Annotated in this window: 13 protein-coding genes; 7 read left to right on the top strand and 6 right to left on the bottom strand. The window is 72.5% G+C overall.

Annotated elements, in window-relative coordinates; all coding sequences use genetic code 11:
- The 3 genes from sufD to ACN265_RS08260 are packed head-to-tail and all read right to left on the bottom strand — an operon-like array spanning position 1 to position 3,366.
- Positions 1-1,143: a Fe-S cluster assembly protein SufD gene (sufD, locus tag ACN265_RS08270; protein WP_204926098.1), complete on the bottom strand. Its 1,143-nt coding sequence runs from the start codon at positions 1,141-1,143 to the stop codon at positions 1-3.
- A gap of 55 nt (positions 1,144-1,198) precedes the next feature.
- A complete protein-coding gene (gene sufB / locus ACN265_RS08265) occupies positions 1,199-2,629 on the bottom strand; it encodes a Fe-S cluster assembly protein SufB (protein WP_204926097.1) in 1,431 nt (476 codons plus the stop codon).
- Positions 2,626-3,366: a helix-turn-helix transcriptional regulator gene (locus ACN265_RS08260; protein WP_420115813.1), complete on the bottom strand. Its 741-nt coding sequence runs from the start codon at positions 3,364-3,366 to the stop codon at positions 2,626-2,628. Before ACN265_RS08260 ends, sufB begins: the two co-directional genes overlap by 4 nt.
- A gap of 178 nt (positions 3,367-3,544) precedes the next feature.
- Here ACN265_RS08260 and ACN265_RS08255 point away from each other — a divergent pair, with 178 nt between their 5' ends.
- Positions 3,545-4,510: a COX15/CtaA family protein gene (locus ACN265_RS08255; RefSeq protein WP_421406603.1), complete on the top strand. Its 966-nt coding sequence runs from the start codon at positions 3,545-3,547 to the stop codon at positions 4,508-4,510.
- Positions 4,511-4,577: 67 nt separating this feature from the next.
- Here ACN265_RS08255 and ACN265_RS08250 read toward each other — a convergent pair whose 3' ends face one another.
- From ACN265_RS08250 to ACN265_RS08240, 3 genes are all read right to left on the bottom strand, one after another.
- Entirely contained in the window at positions 4,578-5,501 is a 924-nt protein-coding gene (locus tag ACN265_RS08250) for an ATP-grasp domain-containing protein (protein WP_421411421.1), read from the bottom strand.
- Complete coding sequence (locus ACN265_RS08245) at positions 5,501-5,833, bottom strand: hypothetical protein (RefSeq protein WP_204926093.1); 333 nt, start codon at positions 5,831-5,833, stop codon at positions 5,501-5,503. The genes ACN265_RS08250 and ACN265_RS08245 overlap by 1 nt, the downstream gene beginning before the upstream one ends.
- 332 nt (positions 5,834-6,165) lie before the next feature.
- Positions 6,166-7,125 (bottom strand): heme o synthase, encoded by a 960-nt coding sequence (locus ACN265_RS08240; RefSeq protein ID WP_204926092.1) that lies wholly within the window; start codon positions 7,123-7,125, stop codon positions 6,166-6,168.
- Between the two features lie 264 nt (positions 7,126-7,389).
- Between ACN265_RS08240 and tkt the strand changes: the two genes are divergently transcribed.
- The 6 genes from tkt (at position 7,390) to pgl (ending at position 14,561) form a co-directional block, all read left to right on the top strand.
- Positions 7,390-9,519, top strand: coding sequence for a transketolase (gene tkt / locus ACN265_RS08235; RefSeq protein ID WP_421406600.1), 2,130 nt, complete (start codon positions 7,390-7,392; stop codon positions 9,517-9,519).
- 16 nt (positions 9,520-9,535) lie between these two features.
- On the top strand, positions 9,536-10,714 hold the full coding sequence (gene tal / locus ACN265_RS08230; protein ID WP_421406598.1) for a transaldolase: 1,179 nt from the start codon (positions 9,536-9,538) through the stop codon (positions 10,712-10,714).
- A 76-nt stretch (positions 10,715-10,790) separates the two neighbouring features.
- On the top strand, positions 10,791-11,018 hold the full coding sequence (locus ACN265_RS08225; protein WP_363651820.1) for a hypothetical protein: 228 nt from the start codon (positions 10,791-10,793) through the stop codon (positions 11,016-11,018).
- A gap of 11 nt (positions 11,019-11,029) precedes the next feature.
- A complete protein-coding gene (gene zwf, locus ACN265_RS08220; RefSeq protein ID WP_421411419.1) occupies positions 11,030-12,571 on the top strand; it encodes a glucose-6-phosphate dehydrogenase in 1,542 nt (513 codons plus the stop codon).
- Positions 12,572-12,617: 46 nt separating this feature from the next.
- Positions 12,618-13,631 (top strand): glucose-6-phosphate dehydrogenase assembly protein OpcA, encoded by a 1,014-nt coding sequence (locus ACN265_RS08215; RefSeq protein ID WP_204926088.1) that lies wholly within the window; start codon positions 12,618-12,620, stop codon positions 13,629-13,631.
- A gap of 159 nt (positions 13,632-13,790) precedes the next feature.
- The gene (gene pgl / locus ACN265_RS08210) at positions 13,791-14,561 is read left to right on the top strand and encodes a 6-phosphogluconolactonase (RefSeq protein WP_420117706.1); all 771 of its coding nucleotides are present in this window, start codon (positions 13,791-13,793) and stop codon (positions 14,559-14,561) included.
- Positions 14,562-14,582: the final 21 nt, after the last annotated feature.

The following is a 14,582-nucleotide window of genomic DNA, read 5'->3' as shown; positions in this document are numbered from 1 at the left end:
TCAGGCCCCGGCCTTCGAGAGCCGGGCCTCGATCGCGTCGCCGAGCCGCTCACGCAGCGACTCGACCGGGATCTTGTTGATCACCTCGGCGAAGAAGCCCCGGACCACCAGGCGACGCGCCTCGTCCGCCGGGATGCCCCGGGCCATCAGGTAGAACAGCTGCTCGTCGTCGAACCGGCCGGTCGCGCTGGCGTGGCCGGCACCGGCGATCTCGCCGGTCTCGATCTCCAGATTGGGTACGGAGTCCGCCCGCGCGCCGTCGGAGAGCAGCAGGTTCCGGTTGATCTCGTACGTGTCGGTGCCGGTCGCCTCGGCCCGGATCAGCACGTCGCCCACCCAGACGGTGTGCGCCTGCTCGCCCTGCAACGCGCCCCGGTAGCCGACGTGACTGCGGCAGTCGGGCACGTTGTGGTCGACGAGCTGGCGGTGCTCCAGGTGCTGGCCGCCGTCGGCGAAGTAGACGCCGTACAGCTCGGCCTCGCCGCCCCGGCCGGTGTACTCGACAGTGGTGTACTGGCGGACCAGGTCGCCACCCAGGCTGACCTGGATGTGCGACACCTTGGCGTCGCGGCCGAGGCGGACCTTCAGGTGCTGGGCCTGCACCGCGTCGGCGGCCCAGTCGGCGACCGTGACCAGGGTCAGCTTCGCCCCGTCGGCCACCGCCACCTCGACGTTGTCGGCGAGCGTCGCCGCGCCGACGTGCTCCAGCACCAGCACCACCTCGGCGAACCGGCCCACGTCGACGAACGTGTGCCCGAAGGCCAGCCCGGCGGCGTCGTCCCCGACCACCCGCAGGCTCACCGGCGCGTCGACCACGGCCTCGGCCGCGACCTCGACCAGCAGCGCCTCACCGGCGCCGCCGTAGGCCAGCGCGCTGACCCGGTCGACCGGGGTGAGCACGCTGCCCACCCGGGGGTCGTCCCGGCCGATCCGCCCGACGGTGACGCCGGCCGGCAGGTCGGCGTACTCGTGGCGGACCGTGCCGGTGGCGGCCTGCGCCCCGTCGGTCAGCCCACGGAGCCGCTTGAGCGGGGTGAAGCGCCACTCCTCCTCGAGGCCGGTCAGGGCCGGGAAGTCGGCGACGTCGTACGAGCGGAGCGCCTGCGACTTGGTGCTGGGCGGCGCGGAAGCCTGGGTAGTCATCTCTTCCTTGGTCTGTCTGTCCGGGACGACGGTGTCGTGGGGCGGCGGGGCGGCGTCAGCCGACCGCGCCCTCCATCTGGAGTTCGATCAGGCGGTTGAGCTCCAGGGCGTACTCCATCGGGAGTTCCTTGGCGATCGGCTCGATGAAGCCGCGCACGATCATCGCCATCGCCTCGTCCTCGCTCAGCCCCCGGCTCATCAGGTAGAAGAGCTGGTCGTCGCTGATCTTGGAGACGGTCGCCTCGTGCCCCATCGACACGTCGTCCTCGCGGATGTCGACGTAGGGGTAGGTGTCCGAGCGGGAGATGGTGTCGACCAGCAGCGCGTCGCACTTGACCGTGCTGCGGCTGTGGTGCGAGCCCTCCAGCACCTGCACCAGCCCCCGGTACGAGGTACGGCCGCCGCCCCGGGCGATCGACTTCGACACGATGGTGCTGCTGGTGTGCGGCGCGGCGTGCACCATCTTGGCCCCGGCGTCCTGGTGCTGGCCCTCACCGGCCATCGCCACCGAGAGCACCTCGCCCTTGGCGTGCTCGCCGGTCATGTAGACCGCCGGGTACTTCATGGTCACCTTGGAGCCGATGTTGCCGTCGACCCACTCCATGGTCGCGCCCTCGTGGCAGACGGCCCGCTTGGTGACCAGGTTGTAGACGTTGTTCGACCAGTTCTGGATGGTCGTGTAGCGGCAGCGCGCGTTCTTCTTGACGATGATCTCGACGACCGCGCTGTGCAGCGAGTCGGACGAGTAGAGCGGCGCGGTGCAACCCTCGACGTAGTGCACGTACGCGCCCTCGTCGACGATGATCAGCGTCCGCTCGAACTGGCCCATGTTCTCGGTGTTGATCCGGAAGTACGCCTGCAGCGGGATCTCCACGTGCACGCCCTTCGGCACGTAGATGAACGAGCCACCGGACCACACGGAGGTGTTCAGCGCGGCGAACTTGTTGTCGCCGACCGGGATCACCGTGCCGAAGTACTCCTTGAAGACGTCCTCGTGCTCCTTGAGGGCGGTGTCGGTGTCCAGGAAGAGGACACCCTGCTCCTCCAGGTCCTCGCGGATCTTGTGGTAGACCACCTCGGACTCGTACTGGGCCGCGACGCCGGCGACCAGCCGCTGCTTCTCGGCCTCCGGGATGCCCAGCCGGTCGTAGGTGTTCTTGATGTCCTCCGGCAGGTCCTCCCAGCTGGTGGCCTGCTTCTCGGTGGAGCGCACGAAGTACTTGATGTTGTCGAAGTCGATCCCGGTGAGGTCGGCGCCCCAGGACGGCATCGGCTTACGGCCGAACAGCCGCAGACCCTTGAGCCGCAGGTCGAGCATCCAGGCCGGCTCGTTCTTCTTGGCCGAGATGTCCCGCACCACCGCCTCGTTGAGACCGCGCTGGGCGGCCGCCCCGGCGACGTCGGGGTCGGCCCAGCCGTACTCGTAGCGACCGAGCGCGGCGAGCTGCTCTTCCTGGGTCAGGGGCTGGACGATCTGCTCGGTCATCTATCTGTCCTCACAGTGGTGACGGTGTTACCGGACTGGGCGCGCGGCTGGGTCGGAATGTGCGTGGTGCACACCCCGTCGCCATGCGCGATGGTGGCCAGACGCTGCACGTGGGTGCCGACCAGACGGGAGATGACCGCCGTCTCGGCCTCGCACAGCTGGGGGAACTCGGCGGCCACGTGCGCCACCGGGCAGTGGTGCTGGCAGAGCTGCCCGCCCGAGGCGATCGTGGACGCGTTGGCAGCGTAGCCCTCGGCGGTGAGCGCACCGGCAAGTGCCTCGGACCGGGCCAACGGATCGTCGCCGGCGTCCTCCATGGCGGCCCGGCAGCGGGCCTCCAACGCGGCGACCTGGTCGGCGGCGAACGCCTCGACCGCGTCCGGGCCGCCGTTGCGGGCGATCCAGCGCAGCGCGGCGGTGGCCATGTTGTCGTAGTGGTGGGTGCCGCAGCGCCCCCGGGCCGCGTCGGTGAGCAGGAAGACCCTCGCCGGTCGGCCCCGCCCCCGGCTGCCCCGCACGGTCTGCTCCCGGGCGACCACGTCGCCGTCGGCGAGCATCGCGTCGAGGTGCCGGCGGATCGCGGCCGGGCTGAGACCGAGTGCCGAGCCGAGCTGGCCGGCGGTGGCCGCCCCCTGCTCCAGCAGGAGCCGGGTCACCCGGTCACGGGTGGACAGGTCGGCGGCGGCCGGCGTCGGGTCCGGCGCGCCGCGGTGCGGTGCGTCGGGTCCGCGCCGCACGGCACGGCGGGACCGCGCGCCGACGCCGACGGCCGGGGCGGCCGTCGGCGGGTGCCCGGAGAGCGCCGCCGCGTTTTTCACAACGCCAACGTTACGTAATTCGCCGGGGGGTCGCAAACCCGACCCCGGTGATCCGGCCCACCGGGCCGGCCGAGTCACCCGATCGGGATCAACTACGGTGCGTAGGATTCGCTCCGTGAAGCGATCCGTCCGGTTCCCGGTCTCGACCACCCTGCTGCGCCGCCTCGCGTACGCCTCGATCGTCGCCAACGTGGCCATCGTGGTGACCGGCGGGGCGGTCCGGCTCACCGCGTCGGGGCTCGGCTGCCCGACCTGGCCCCGGTGCACCGACGCGTCGTACACCACCACGGCCGAGATGGGCGTGCACGGGGTGATCGAGTTCGGCAACCGGCTGCTCACCTTCGCCGTCGGGGCGATCGCGCTGGCCACCCTGCTGGCCGTACTGGCCCACCGGCCCCGACGCGCCGGGCTGACGGGGCTTTCGGTGGCGGTGTTCCTCGGCATCCCCGCGCAGGCCGTGATCGGCGGGATCACCGTGCTGACCAACCTGAACCCGTGGGTGGTCGGGCTGCACTTCCTCGCCTCGATGGCGGTCATCGCCGCCGCGTACGCCCTCTGGCGGCGGATCGTCGACCCGGACGGGCCGGTGGTGCCGGTGGTGCCCGGGCCGCTGCGTACCCTCGCCCGGATCACCACCGCCGTCAGCGTCGCGGTGCTGGTGGTCGGGACCTGGGTGACGGGCAGCGGCCCGCACGCCGGCGACCACGGGGCCGCCCGCAACGGGCTGGACCCGGAGACGATCTCCCAGGTGCACGCCGACGGGGTGTTCCTGCTGATCGGCCTCTCCGTCGCGCTGGTCCTGGCGTTTCGGGCGGTCGGCGCGACCGGCCCGGCCCGCGCCGCGCTCGTGCTGGTGGCGGTGGAGCTGGGGCAGGGCCTGATCGGTTTCGTGCAGTACTTCACCCACCTGCCGGGCGTGCTGGTCGCCGCGCACATGCTCGGCTCCTGCCTGGTGCTGCTGGCCACCTTGGCGGTGCTCTGGTCGACCCGGGAGCGCCGGCCGGTCGCCGCCGACCCGGCGACGCCGCCGGCCGAGCAGCAGCGGGTGCCGGCGACCGTCTGAGCGTCACCGGGCTCGGCCGCGCGCCGGCCCCGAGGCGGCGCGGCCGGCCGGGCGCGGCCGGGCCGGGTCAGCGGCGGGCGAGGTGGACCAGCACCGCGTCGGCGAGCCGCTCGGCGGCGCCGTCGGCGTGGCCGAGGAACAGCGACGGCTCGGTCAGCTCCAGCTCGATCAGCACGGGTGCGCCGTCCGGCCCGGGGATCAGGTCCACCCGGGCGTAGAGCAGCCGCTGCGACCCGCCGGGGACCTCGGCCAGCACCCGGTCGGCGACGGCCAACTGCTCCCCGGTGGGGGTGCGCGGGTCGATCCGCTCCGGCCGGTACAGGCCCTCGACGCCCAGGTCGGGGCCGTCGAGCATGGCACCCTTGCGGATGGCGTGGCTGAACGTCAGGCCGTCCGGGCCGGCCACGAAGAGCAGGGCGGTCTCCCCGGCGGTGTCCACCGCGTCCAGGTACGGCTGGACCATGGCGGTCCGGCCGGCGGCCGTCAGCCGGCGCACGTGCGCCACGGCCAGGTCCCGGTGGGTCGGGTCGGCGGGGTCGTACCGGCCGGTGTCGAGGCTGCCGGCGCTGACCGTCGGCTTCACCACGTACCAGCCGGGGGTCGACGGCGGGACCCAGTCGTCGCCCGGCGCGACCCAGGAGGTCGGCACGGTGGGCACCCCGGCGGCGGCGAGCTCGCCGAGGTAGCGCTTGTCGGTGTTCCACCGCACCACGTCGACGGGGTTGACCAGGGTGGGCACCGTGCCGGCCCAGGCGACGAACTCGTCGCGGCGCGGGGCGTAGTCCCAGGGCGAGCGGAGCACCACCAGGTCGTAGCCGGCCCAGTCGACCCGGGGGTCGTCCCAGACGGCCGCCTCGACGGTGACGCCCCGGGCCGAAAGCGGGGCGAGCACGAGCCGGTCGTCGGAGTAGAGGTCGGCGAAACGGGAGCAGGTGACGAGAGCGACCCGGGGTTCCCCCCGGGTCGACTGGTGGTGGGTCGGGTCGTGGATCAACGGGACATGGTGCGCCGGGCCATCGACCGCCACAGGTCGTTGCTCGGCCGCATCTGGTCCATCAGCTCGCGCTCCCAGGCGTTCTCGACGGCGACTCCCGCCTGGGAGCACGCCTCCCGGGCGGTGACGGTGTCCTCGGCGAACTGGTCGCCCCACGCACCGTCGGTGCCGACCAGGACGATCCGGGCACCACGCTTGCCGACGTACTCGATGACCGCCTTCGCGCCGCCGTGGGCGGCGGCGAAGGACCTGATGCCCGCGACCAGCCCGGTGGGGGCCGCTCCGGCGGTCTGCTCGGCCGTCAGCGTCGTATCGGAACCTTCTGCCATGACGCGAAGCCTAAGCAGACTTCCACCCCGACGCGCGAGAATCATGAACTATTTGTGATACCAATTACCCGAGGGTTTATCGGAAAGCGCGGGCGGATTGTCCGACCGTGTCGGATAAGTGCGGGCAAAAAGCGCCAGCGACATTGCCCCGATGTGTCCAGCTTGCGGCGGCTTGCCGCGCCCACCGAAAATCCCACCATCCGGGCAGGATTCCGGACCCGTCCGGCGGGTCGGATCGTCCGGACCGCCCACGACGCTCCCCCACGCGACGACCACACCCGGCCCGACGGGCCGCGCCGGTCGACGCGGCGGGCGGCGACCGGGACGCCGGGTCAGATCAGGGCGTCGAGGGCCACCGCGACGAACACGATGGTCAGGTAGGTCGTCGACCAGTGGAACAGCCGCATCGGCCTGACCGGCTCACCCCGGGTCACCCGCCGGCAGAGCCTGTGCGCCTCGACCAGGAAGACGGCGCCCACCACGGCGGTCGGCACCCCGTAGACCGCGCTCATACCCAGCGGCCACAGCGCCAGCGAGGTCACCACCGTCAGCCAGGCGAAGATCAGGATCTCGGCGTTGACCCGCCGGGGCGAGGCCACCACCGGCAGCATCGGGATGCCGGCGCGGGCATAGTCGTCCTTGTATTTCATCGCCAACGGGTAGAAGTGCGGCATCTGCCAGAAGAAGACCACCGCGAACAGCACCCAGGCAGCCGGGGCCAGCGACCCGGTCACCGCCGCCCAGCCGATCAGCACCGGCGCCGCCCCGCAGGCCCCACCCCAGAAGGTGTTCGCCGTCGTGGTGCGCTTGAGCCAGAGCGTGTAGACCAGGTCGTAGTAGACGATCGCGGCCAGCGTCAGCGCGGTGGCCAGCAGGTTGGTGAACGTCGCCATCAGCGCGAGCGACACCGCCGCCAGCACCAGCCCGAAGACCAGGGCGCTGCGCGGCGACACGGTGTGCGTCGGCAGCGGACGCCGCTTGGTGCGCCGCATCAACTGGTCGATGTCCCGGTCGATGTAGCAGTTGATCACGCTCGCCGCACCCGCGGCCAGCGAGCCGCCGACCAGCACCACCGCCATCAGCCACAGCGACGGCAGGCCGCCGTCGGCGAGCATCATCGCCGGCACCGTGGTCACCAGCAGCAGCTCCACGATGCGCGGCTTGGTGAGCGTCACGTACGCCGACACCACCGCCCGGACGTCCCGCCGACGGGCCGTCGGCCGCCCGCCCACCGTGCGCACCGGCGGCTGCCCGGCAGAGTTGCTGACGGGGCGCTCGGTGATCATGCTCACGGATTGCCACCTTCCGGCGTCGGCAGGGGAAGTCGGTTCGGCGGGACCCCGTCGGGGTCCACACACCGCACCACACACTACGCGTCGTCGTTTTCGCTGCCCGGGCGACCCGACAACGGTGCGGGCCGTCACACCTGACGGGTGACCGAACGATCCGGCCCGCCCGTACGTAACTGCCTGCTGAGATCCCCGGGCGGACGTTTAGACCCGCTCGATAGGGTCACCAGTGAGGGTTCCGCCCATCTGCCGAGGAGCACAACCATAGTGGCTGCCAACCGACCCGCACTCAACTGGACCGACCTCGACCGCCGGGCCGTCGACACCGTCCGCGTCCTGGCCATGGATGCCGTGGAGAAATCCGGCAACGGCCACCCCGGCACCGCGATGAGCCTCGCGCCCGCGGCGTACCTGCTGTTCAACCGGGTGATGCGGCACAATCCGGCCGACCCGAACTGGCCCGGCCGGGACCGGTTCGTGCTGTCCGCCGGGCACTCCAGCCTCACGCTCTACATCCAGCTCTTCCTCGCCGGCTACCCGCTGAGCCTGGACGACCTGAAGTCGCTGCGGCAGTGGGGCTCGCTCACCCCGGGCCACCCGGAGCACGGCCACACCCCCGGGGTGGAGACCACCACCGGCCCGCTCGGGCAGGGCCTGGGCAACGCGGTGGGCATGGCGATGGCCGCCCGCCGCGAGCGGGGCCTGTTCGACCCGGAGAGCGAGCCGGGGACGTCGGTCTTCGACCACCAGATCTGGTGCATCGCCTCCGACGGCGACATCGAGGAGGGCATCAGCCACGAGGCGAGTGCGCTGGCCGGGCACCAGCAGCTGGGCAACCTCACGCTGATCTACGACGACAACGAGATCTCCATCGAGGACGACACCCGCATCGCCAAGAGCGAGGACGTGGCGGCCCGCTACGCGGCGTACGGCTGGCACGTGCAGACCGTCGACTGGCGGGCCGGCGACGCCGACCAGGGCGACTACCACGAGGACGTCGAGGCGCTGTACCAGGCGCTGCTGGCGGCGAAGGCCGAGACCGGCCGCCCCTCGTTCATCGCGCTGCGCACCATCATCGGCTGGCCCGCGCCCAACAAGAAGAACACCGGCAAGATCCACGGTTCGGCGCTCGGCGGCGACGAGGTGAAGGCCACCAAGGAGATCCTCGGCTTCGACCCGCAGCAGAGCTTCCAGGTCGACGAGGAGGTGCTCGCGCACGCCCGTGGGGTGCTGACCCGCGGCGGCGAGGCGGAGCAGGCGTGGACCGGCGAGTTCGACGGCTGGGCGCAGGCCAACCCGGAGCGCAAGGCGCTCTACGACCGGATCGCCGGCCGGGTGCTGCCGCAGGGCTGGACGGACGCGCTGCCGACCTTCCCCGCCGACGCCAAGGGCGTGGCCACCCGGGCCGCCTCCGGCAAGGTGCTGGAGGCCCTCGCCCCGGTGCTGCCGGAGCTGTGGGGCGGCTCGGCCGACCTGGCCGAGAGCAACAACACCACCATGAAGGGCGAGCCGTCGTTCATCCCGGCCGCCCACGCCACCAAGGACTTCCCCGGCCACGAGTACGGCCGCACGCTGCACTTCGGCATCCGTGAGCACGCGATGGGCGCGATCCTCAACGGCATCGCCCTGCACGGCGGCACCCGCCCGTACGGCGGCACCTTCCTGGTGTTCAGCGACTACATGCGCCCCTCGGTGCGGCTCGCCGCCCTGATGAAGCTGCCGGTGACGTACGTCTGGACGCACGACTCGATCGGTCTCGGCGAGGACGGCCCGACCCACCAGCCGGTGGAGCACCTGACCGCGCTGCGCGCCATCCCCGGCCTGGACGTGGTCCGGCCCGCCGACGCCAACGAGACCGCCTGGGCGTGGCGGCAGGCCCTGGAGCACACCGACCGGCCGACCGCGCTGGCGCTGAGCCGGCAGGCGTTGCCGACCCTGGACCGCGAGCAGTACGCCGGCGCCGAGGGCACCGCCAAGGGCGGCTACGTGCTGGCCGAGGCGTCGAACGGCAAGCCGCAGGTGATCATCGTGGGCACCGGTTCCGAGGTGCAGCTCTGCCTCACCGCCCGGGAGCGGCTGGAGGCCGACGGCACCCCCACCCGGGTCGTCTCGATGCCCTGCCAGGAGTGGTTCTACGAGCAGGACGAGGCGTACCGCGAGTCGGTACTGCCGCGCGGGGTGCAGGCCCGGGTGAGCGTCGAGGCCGGGATCGGGATGTCCTGGCGGGGCATCGTCGGTGACCTGGGCGAGAGCGTCAGCCTGGAGCACTACGGGGCCAGCGCCCCGCACACCGTGCTGTTCGAGCAGTTCGGCTTCACCCCCGACCGGATCGTCGCCGCCGCGCACGCGGCGCTGACCCGGGTGGGCGACATCACCGGTTTCACGACCGGCAACTGAGGGGAGCGTGGACGACATGACGGACAGACTGGGTGAACTCACCGCCGCCGGAGTGGCGGTCTGGCTCGACGACCTTTCCCGGGTACGACTGAGCTCCGGCGGGCTGGACAAGCTCCGCCGCGAGCAGCACGTGGCCGGGGTGACCACCAACCCGACCATCTTCGCCAAGGCGCTCAGCGACGCCGACGAGTACAACTGGCAGCTCAAGGACCTCGCCACCCGGGGCATCGAGGTCGAAGAGGCCGTCCGGATGCTCACCACCTACGACGTGCGCTGGGCGTGCGACGTGATGCGCCCGTCGTACGACGGCAGTGCCGGCGTCGACGGCCGGGTCTCCATCGAGGTCGACCCCCGGGTCGCCCACGACAGCGACAAGACGGTCGCCGAGGCCAAGGCGCTGTGGTGGCTGGTGGACCGGCCGAACCTGTACATCAAGATCCCGGCGACCGAGGAGGGGCTGGCGGCGATCACCGCGACCCTGGCCGAGGGGATCAGCGTCAACGTGACGCTGATCTTCGGGCTGGACCGCTACTCGGCGGTGATGGAGGCGTTCCTCGCCGGCCTGGAGCAGGCCAAGGCCAACGGCCACGACCTGTCCACCATCGGCTCGGTGGCCTCGTTCTTCGTCTCCCGGGTCGACTCCGAGATCGACAAGCGGCTGGACAAGATCGGCTCCGAGGAGGCCAAGGCGCTGCGCGGAAAGGCCGCCGTGGCCAACGCCCAGCTCGCCTACGAGCGCTACACCGAGGTCTTCTCCTCCGACCGGTGGCAGGCCCTGGCCGACGCCGGCGCGCACCCGCAGCGCCCGCTGTGGGCGTCGACCTCGACCAAGAACCCGGACTACCGCGACGTGATCTACGTCGAGGAGCTGATCGCGCCGGGCACCGTCAACACGATGCCGGAGTCGGTCGTGACGGCGTACGCCGAGCACGGGGAGACCCGGGGCGACACCATCACCGGCGCGTACGACGCGGCCCGGCAGGTCTTCGCCGACCTGGCCGCCGTCGGCATCGACGTGGACGACGTGATCGCCACCCTGGAACGGGAGGGCGTGGAGAAGTTCGAGGCGAGCTGGAGCGAGCTGCTCGACGGCGTCCGCACGTCGCTGGCCGCCGCGGCGCAGGGCGCCGGCGCCCCGAACGAGGCCGCGAAGGGCAACGCCGAGGCGGCCCAGCGGGCCGGCGGGAACGCGTGACCAACGGCGTCGGACGCGTCGCGGGGCCGGTCCCCGCGACGCCCCACGCCGCCGGCGCCCCGACGGGGTGTCGCGGGTGATTGACCTGTTGACCGGCCCGGCCGATGCCGCCGCCGGTCTCGCGGTGCACGGGGCGGACGCGGTCGCATCGACCGCGCCCGCCGCCGTACGGGCCGCCCCGCACGCGCGGGGCGGCCCGGTGGCACCGGCCGACCGACCCGGGCCGGTGCCACCGCCGTACCTGACCGACAGGCCGGCCGGGCCGGCCCGGCTGCTGGATGCGATCGGACGATGGCGGGCGTGACGATGGACGACATGGACCACACGGAGCGAGGAGGCGGCGTGAATCCGCTGCGCGACGCGCAGGACCGACGACTCCCCCGGATCCCGGAGCCGTGCGCCCTGGTGATCTTCGGGGTGACCGGTGACCTGGCGCGCAAGAAGCTGCTGCCGGCGGTTTACGACCTGGCCAACCGGGGCCTGCTGCCCCCCGGTTTCGTGGTGCTGGGCTTCGCCCGCCGCGACTGGGGCGACGGCGACTTCGAGGCGTTGGCCCACGAGTCGGCCAAGCAGCACGCCCGGACACCGTGGCGCGAGGAGGTGTGGGGCCGGCTGGCCGGCAACATCAAGTTCGTCGGTGGCTCGTTCGACGACGACGCCGCCTTCGACAAGCTCGCCGCGACGCTGAACCAGCTGCGCGACAGCCACGGCATCCACGGCAACGCCGCGTTCTACTTCTCCATCCCCCCGACGGCCTTCCCGGTGGTGCTCAAGCAACTGGCCCGCACCGGAATGGCCGACAACGAGAAGTGCGGCGGCTGGCGGCGGGTGGTGGTGGAGAAGCCGTTCGGCAACGACCTGCCCTCGGCCAAGGAACTCAACGACCTGGTCGACGACGTGTTCACCCGGCAGGACGTCTTCCGGATCGACCACTACCTCGGCAAGGAGACGGTCCAGAACATCCTCGCCCTGCGGTTCGCCAACAACCTGTTCGAGCCGCTGTGGAACTCCAAGTACGTCGACTCGGTGCAGATCACCATGGCCGAGGACGTCGGCATCGGCACCCGGGCCGGCTTCTACGACTTGGTCGGCACCGCCCGCGACGTGCTCCAGAACCACCTGCTCCAACTGCTCGCCCTGGTCGCCATGGAGGAGCCCACCAGCTTCGACGCCGACGAGATCCGGGCCGAGAAGCTGAAGGTGCTCAAGGCGATCACCCTGCCGAAGGACGTCGCCCGGGACACCGTACGTGGCCAGTACCTGCCCGGTTGGGTGGGCGGCCAGCGGGCCGTCGGCTACCTCGACGAGGAGGGCGTCCCCGCCGACTCGACCACCGAGACGTACGTGGCCGTCGAGCTGGGCATCCAGAACCGGCGCTGGGCCGGGGTGCCGTTCTACATCCGGGCCGGCAAGCGGCTGCCCCGGCGGGTCACCGAGGTGGCCATCATGTTCAAGAAGGCGCCGCACCTGCCGTTCAACACGGCCGACATGGAGTCGCTGGGCAACAACCAGCTCGTCATCCGGGTGCAGCCGGACGAGGGCGTGGTGCTGAAGTTCGGGTCGAAGGTGCCCGGCACCACGATGGAGGTCCGCGACATCGCGATGGACTTCCAGTACGGCGAGGCGTTCACCGAGTCCAGCCCCGAGGCGTACGAGCGGCTGGTGCTGGACGTGCTGATCGGCGACCGGACGCTCTTCCCGGACGCCGCCGAGGTGGAGCAGAGCTGGGCGGTGGTGGACCCGCTGGAGCACGCCTGGGAGGGCACCAAGCCGGAGCCGTACCGTTCCGGCGAGTGGGGTCCCCGGGCCGCCGACGAGATGCTGGCCCGCGAGGGCCGCGCCTGGCGGCGGGCGTGAACGGGCAGGTAGGTAGCAGGCACAGCGGGCGGACCGGGAGGCACCAGTGATCGGGCTGTGGGACACCACCGGCAACGAGGTGGTCAAGGCGCTCGCCGCCGAGCGGCGCAGCGCGGGCGGGGTGGCCAGCGGGATGGCGCTCACCCTGATCGTCGTGGTCGACGAGAAGCGGGTCCGGGACGCGGAGGCGGCGGCCACCATCGCCGCCGCCGCGCACCCGTGCCGGCTGCTCGTCGTCGTCCGCGCCGACGTGGAGCGGGAACGCAACCGGTTGGACGCGGAGATCGTCGTCGGCGGCCGGCTGGGCCCGTGCGAGGCGGTGGTGACCCGGATGTACGGCCGGCTCGCCCTGCACGCCGAGTCGGTGGTGATGCCGCTGCTGGTGCCGGACGTGCCGGTGGTCACCTGGTGGCACGGCGAACCACCGGCGGAGATCGCCACCGACTTCCTCGGGGTGGTCGCCGACCGGCGGATCACCGACTGCGCGCAGGCCGTCGACCCGATCGAGGCGCTGCGGGAGCGGGCGCGGGACTACGCCCCCGGGGACACCGACCTGGCGTGGACCCGGATCACCCCGTGGCGCACCCTGGTCGCCGGGGCGTTCGACACCACCGAGGCGCGGGTCACCGAGGCGACGGTGGTCGCCCCGCGTACCGACCCGACGGCGGCGCTGATGCGGGGTTGGCTGGCCGCCCGGCTCGGCATCGACCCGCAGTGGCAGCACACCGACGACCACCCGAGGATGCGTCAGGTGCAGCTACGCTGCGAAAACGGTGACGAGCTGACGCTGACCCGGGACGACAGCCTGGCGACGTTCCGGCGTACCGGCCAGGACGACCGGGTGCTGCCGCTGGTGCGCCGGCCGCTCGGTGACGAGCTGGCCGAGGAGCTGCGCCGGCTCGACACCGACCAGGTGTACGCCGAGGCATTGGGCGCGGCGGCCGGCCTGTCCGGCCTGGAACAGCGCCCGGCGCAGCGGGTGCACGTCTGGAAGGACCCGGCCACCGCGCGCCGGGCGGAGGCCGGCGTCAGCACACACGCCGGCACCAGCGCATCCTGACGTACGCCGGTGGGCGGTCCTGCGGGGCCGCCCACCGGCGTACGGTGCCTGCCCGCCCACGGGCGGCCCGGCACGACGAGTTCCCCACCGGCACCCGGCGGGCCGACCGGTTCCCGCCACGACGACCAGGACCGCGTCGCGCGGTCAGGAAAGGCCAACATGAGTGAGGCGAGTGTCGCCGTGCACGCCGACGCCGACCTGCTGGCGCAGGCGGTGGCGGCCCGGCTGGTGGTGAAGCTGCTCGACGCGCAGGCGGAGCGGGGCGCGGCGTCGATCGTGCTGACCGGGGGGCGGATCGCCGCGGCGGTCTACCGGGCGGTGGGCGCGTTGCCCGCCCACGACGCCGTCGACTGGTCCCGGGTGGACGTCTGGTGGGGCGACGAGCGGTTCCTGCCGGCGGGCGACCCGGAGCGCAACGAGACGCAGGCCCGCGCCGCGCTGCTGGACGCGATGCCGCTGGACCCGGCCCGGGTGCACCCGATGCCGGCCACCGACGGCCCGACCGGCGACGACCCGGAGGCCGGTGCCGCCGCGTACGCCGAGGAGCTGGCCCGGGCGGCCCGGCCCGGCCATGCCGCGCTGCCCCACTTCGACGTGCTGATGCTGGGTGTCGGTGAGGACGGGCACGTGGCGTCGGTCTTCCCCGAGCACCCGGTGCACCACGACACCCGGCCGGTCAGCGCGGTGCGGGGCAGCCCGAAGCCGCCGCCGGTGCGGACCACCCTCACCCTGCCGGCGATCAACACCGCCGAGGAGGTCTGGCTGGTCGCCAGCGGGGCCGACAAGGCGCGGGCGGTGGGGATGGCGCTGGCCGGGGCCGGCCCGAAGCAGCTCCCGGCGGCCGGGGTGCAGGGCGTCTCGCGGACCCTGTGGCTGCTCGACCGGGCGGCGGCGGCCGACGTGCCGACCCGGCTGCGCAGCCTGCGCTGAGCGCCGGGCGGTCCGCCCGCC

Origin of the sequence: Micromonospora sp. WMMD730 (assembly GCF_049178955.1) — a bacterium.
Classification (GTDB): domain Bacteria; phylum Actinomycetota; class Actinomycetes; order Mycobacteriales; family Micromonosporaceae; genus Micromonospora; species Micromonospora wenchangensis.
The sequence above is the reverse complement of the archived record's forward strand: the minus strand, read 5'-3'. Positions and strand labels throughout refer to the sequence as shown.

Coding starts and splice junctions, on each gene's coding strand:
- sufD (WP_204926098.1), bottom strand. CDS start 1,143: ATGACTACCCAGGCTTCCGCGCCGCCCAGCACCAAGTCGCAGGCGCTC.
- sufB (WP_204926097.1), bottom strand. CDS start 2,629: ATGACCGAGCAGATCGTCCAGCCCCTGACCCAGGAAGAGCAGCTCGCC.
- ACN265_RS08245 (WP_204926093.1), bottom strand. CDS start 5,833: ATGGCAGAAGGTTCCGATACGACGCTGACGGCCGAGCAGACCGCCGGA.
- tal (WP_421406598.1), top strand. CDS start 9,536: ATGACGGACAGACTGGGTGAACTCACCGCCGCCGGAGTGGCGGTCTGG.
- zwf (WP_421411419.1), top strand. CDS start 11,030: ATGGACCACACGGAGCGAGGAGGCGGCGTGAATCCGCTGCGCGACGCG.
- pgl (WP_420117706.1), top strand. CDS start 13,791: ATGAGTGAGGCGAGTGTCGCCGTGCACGCCGACGCCGACCTGCTGGCG.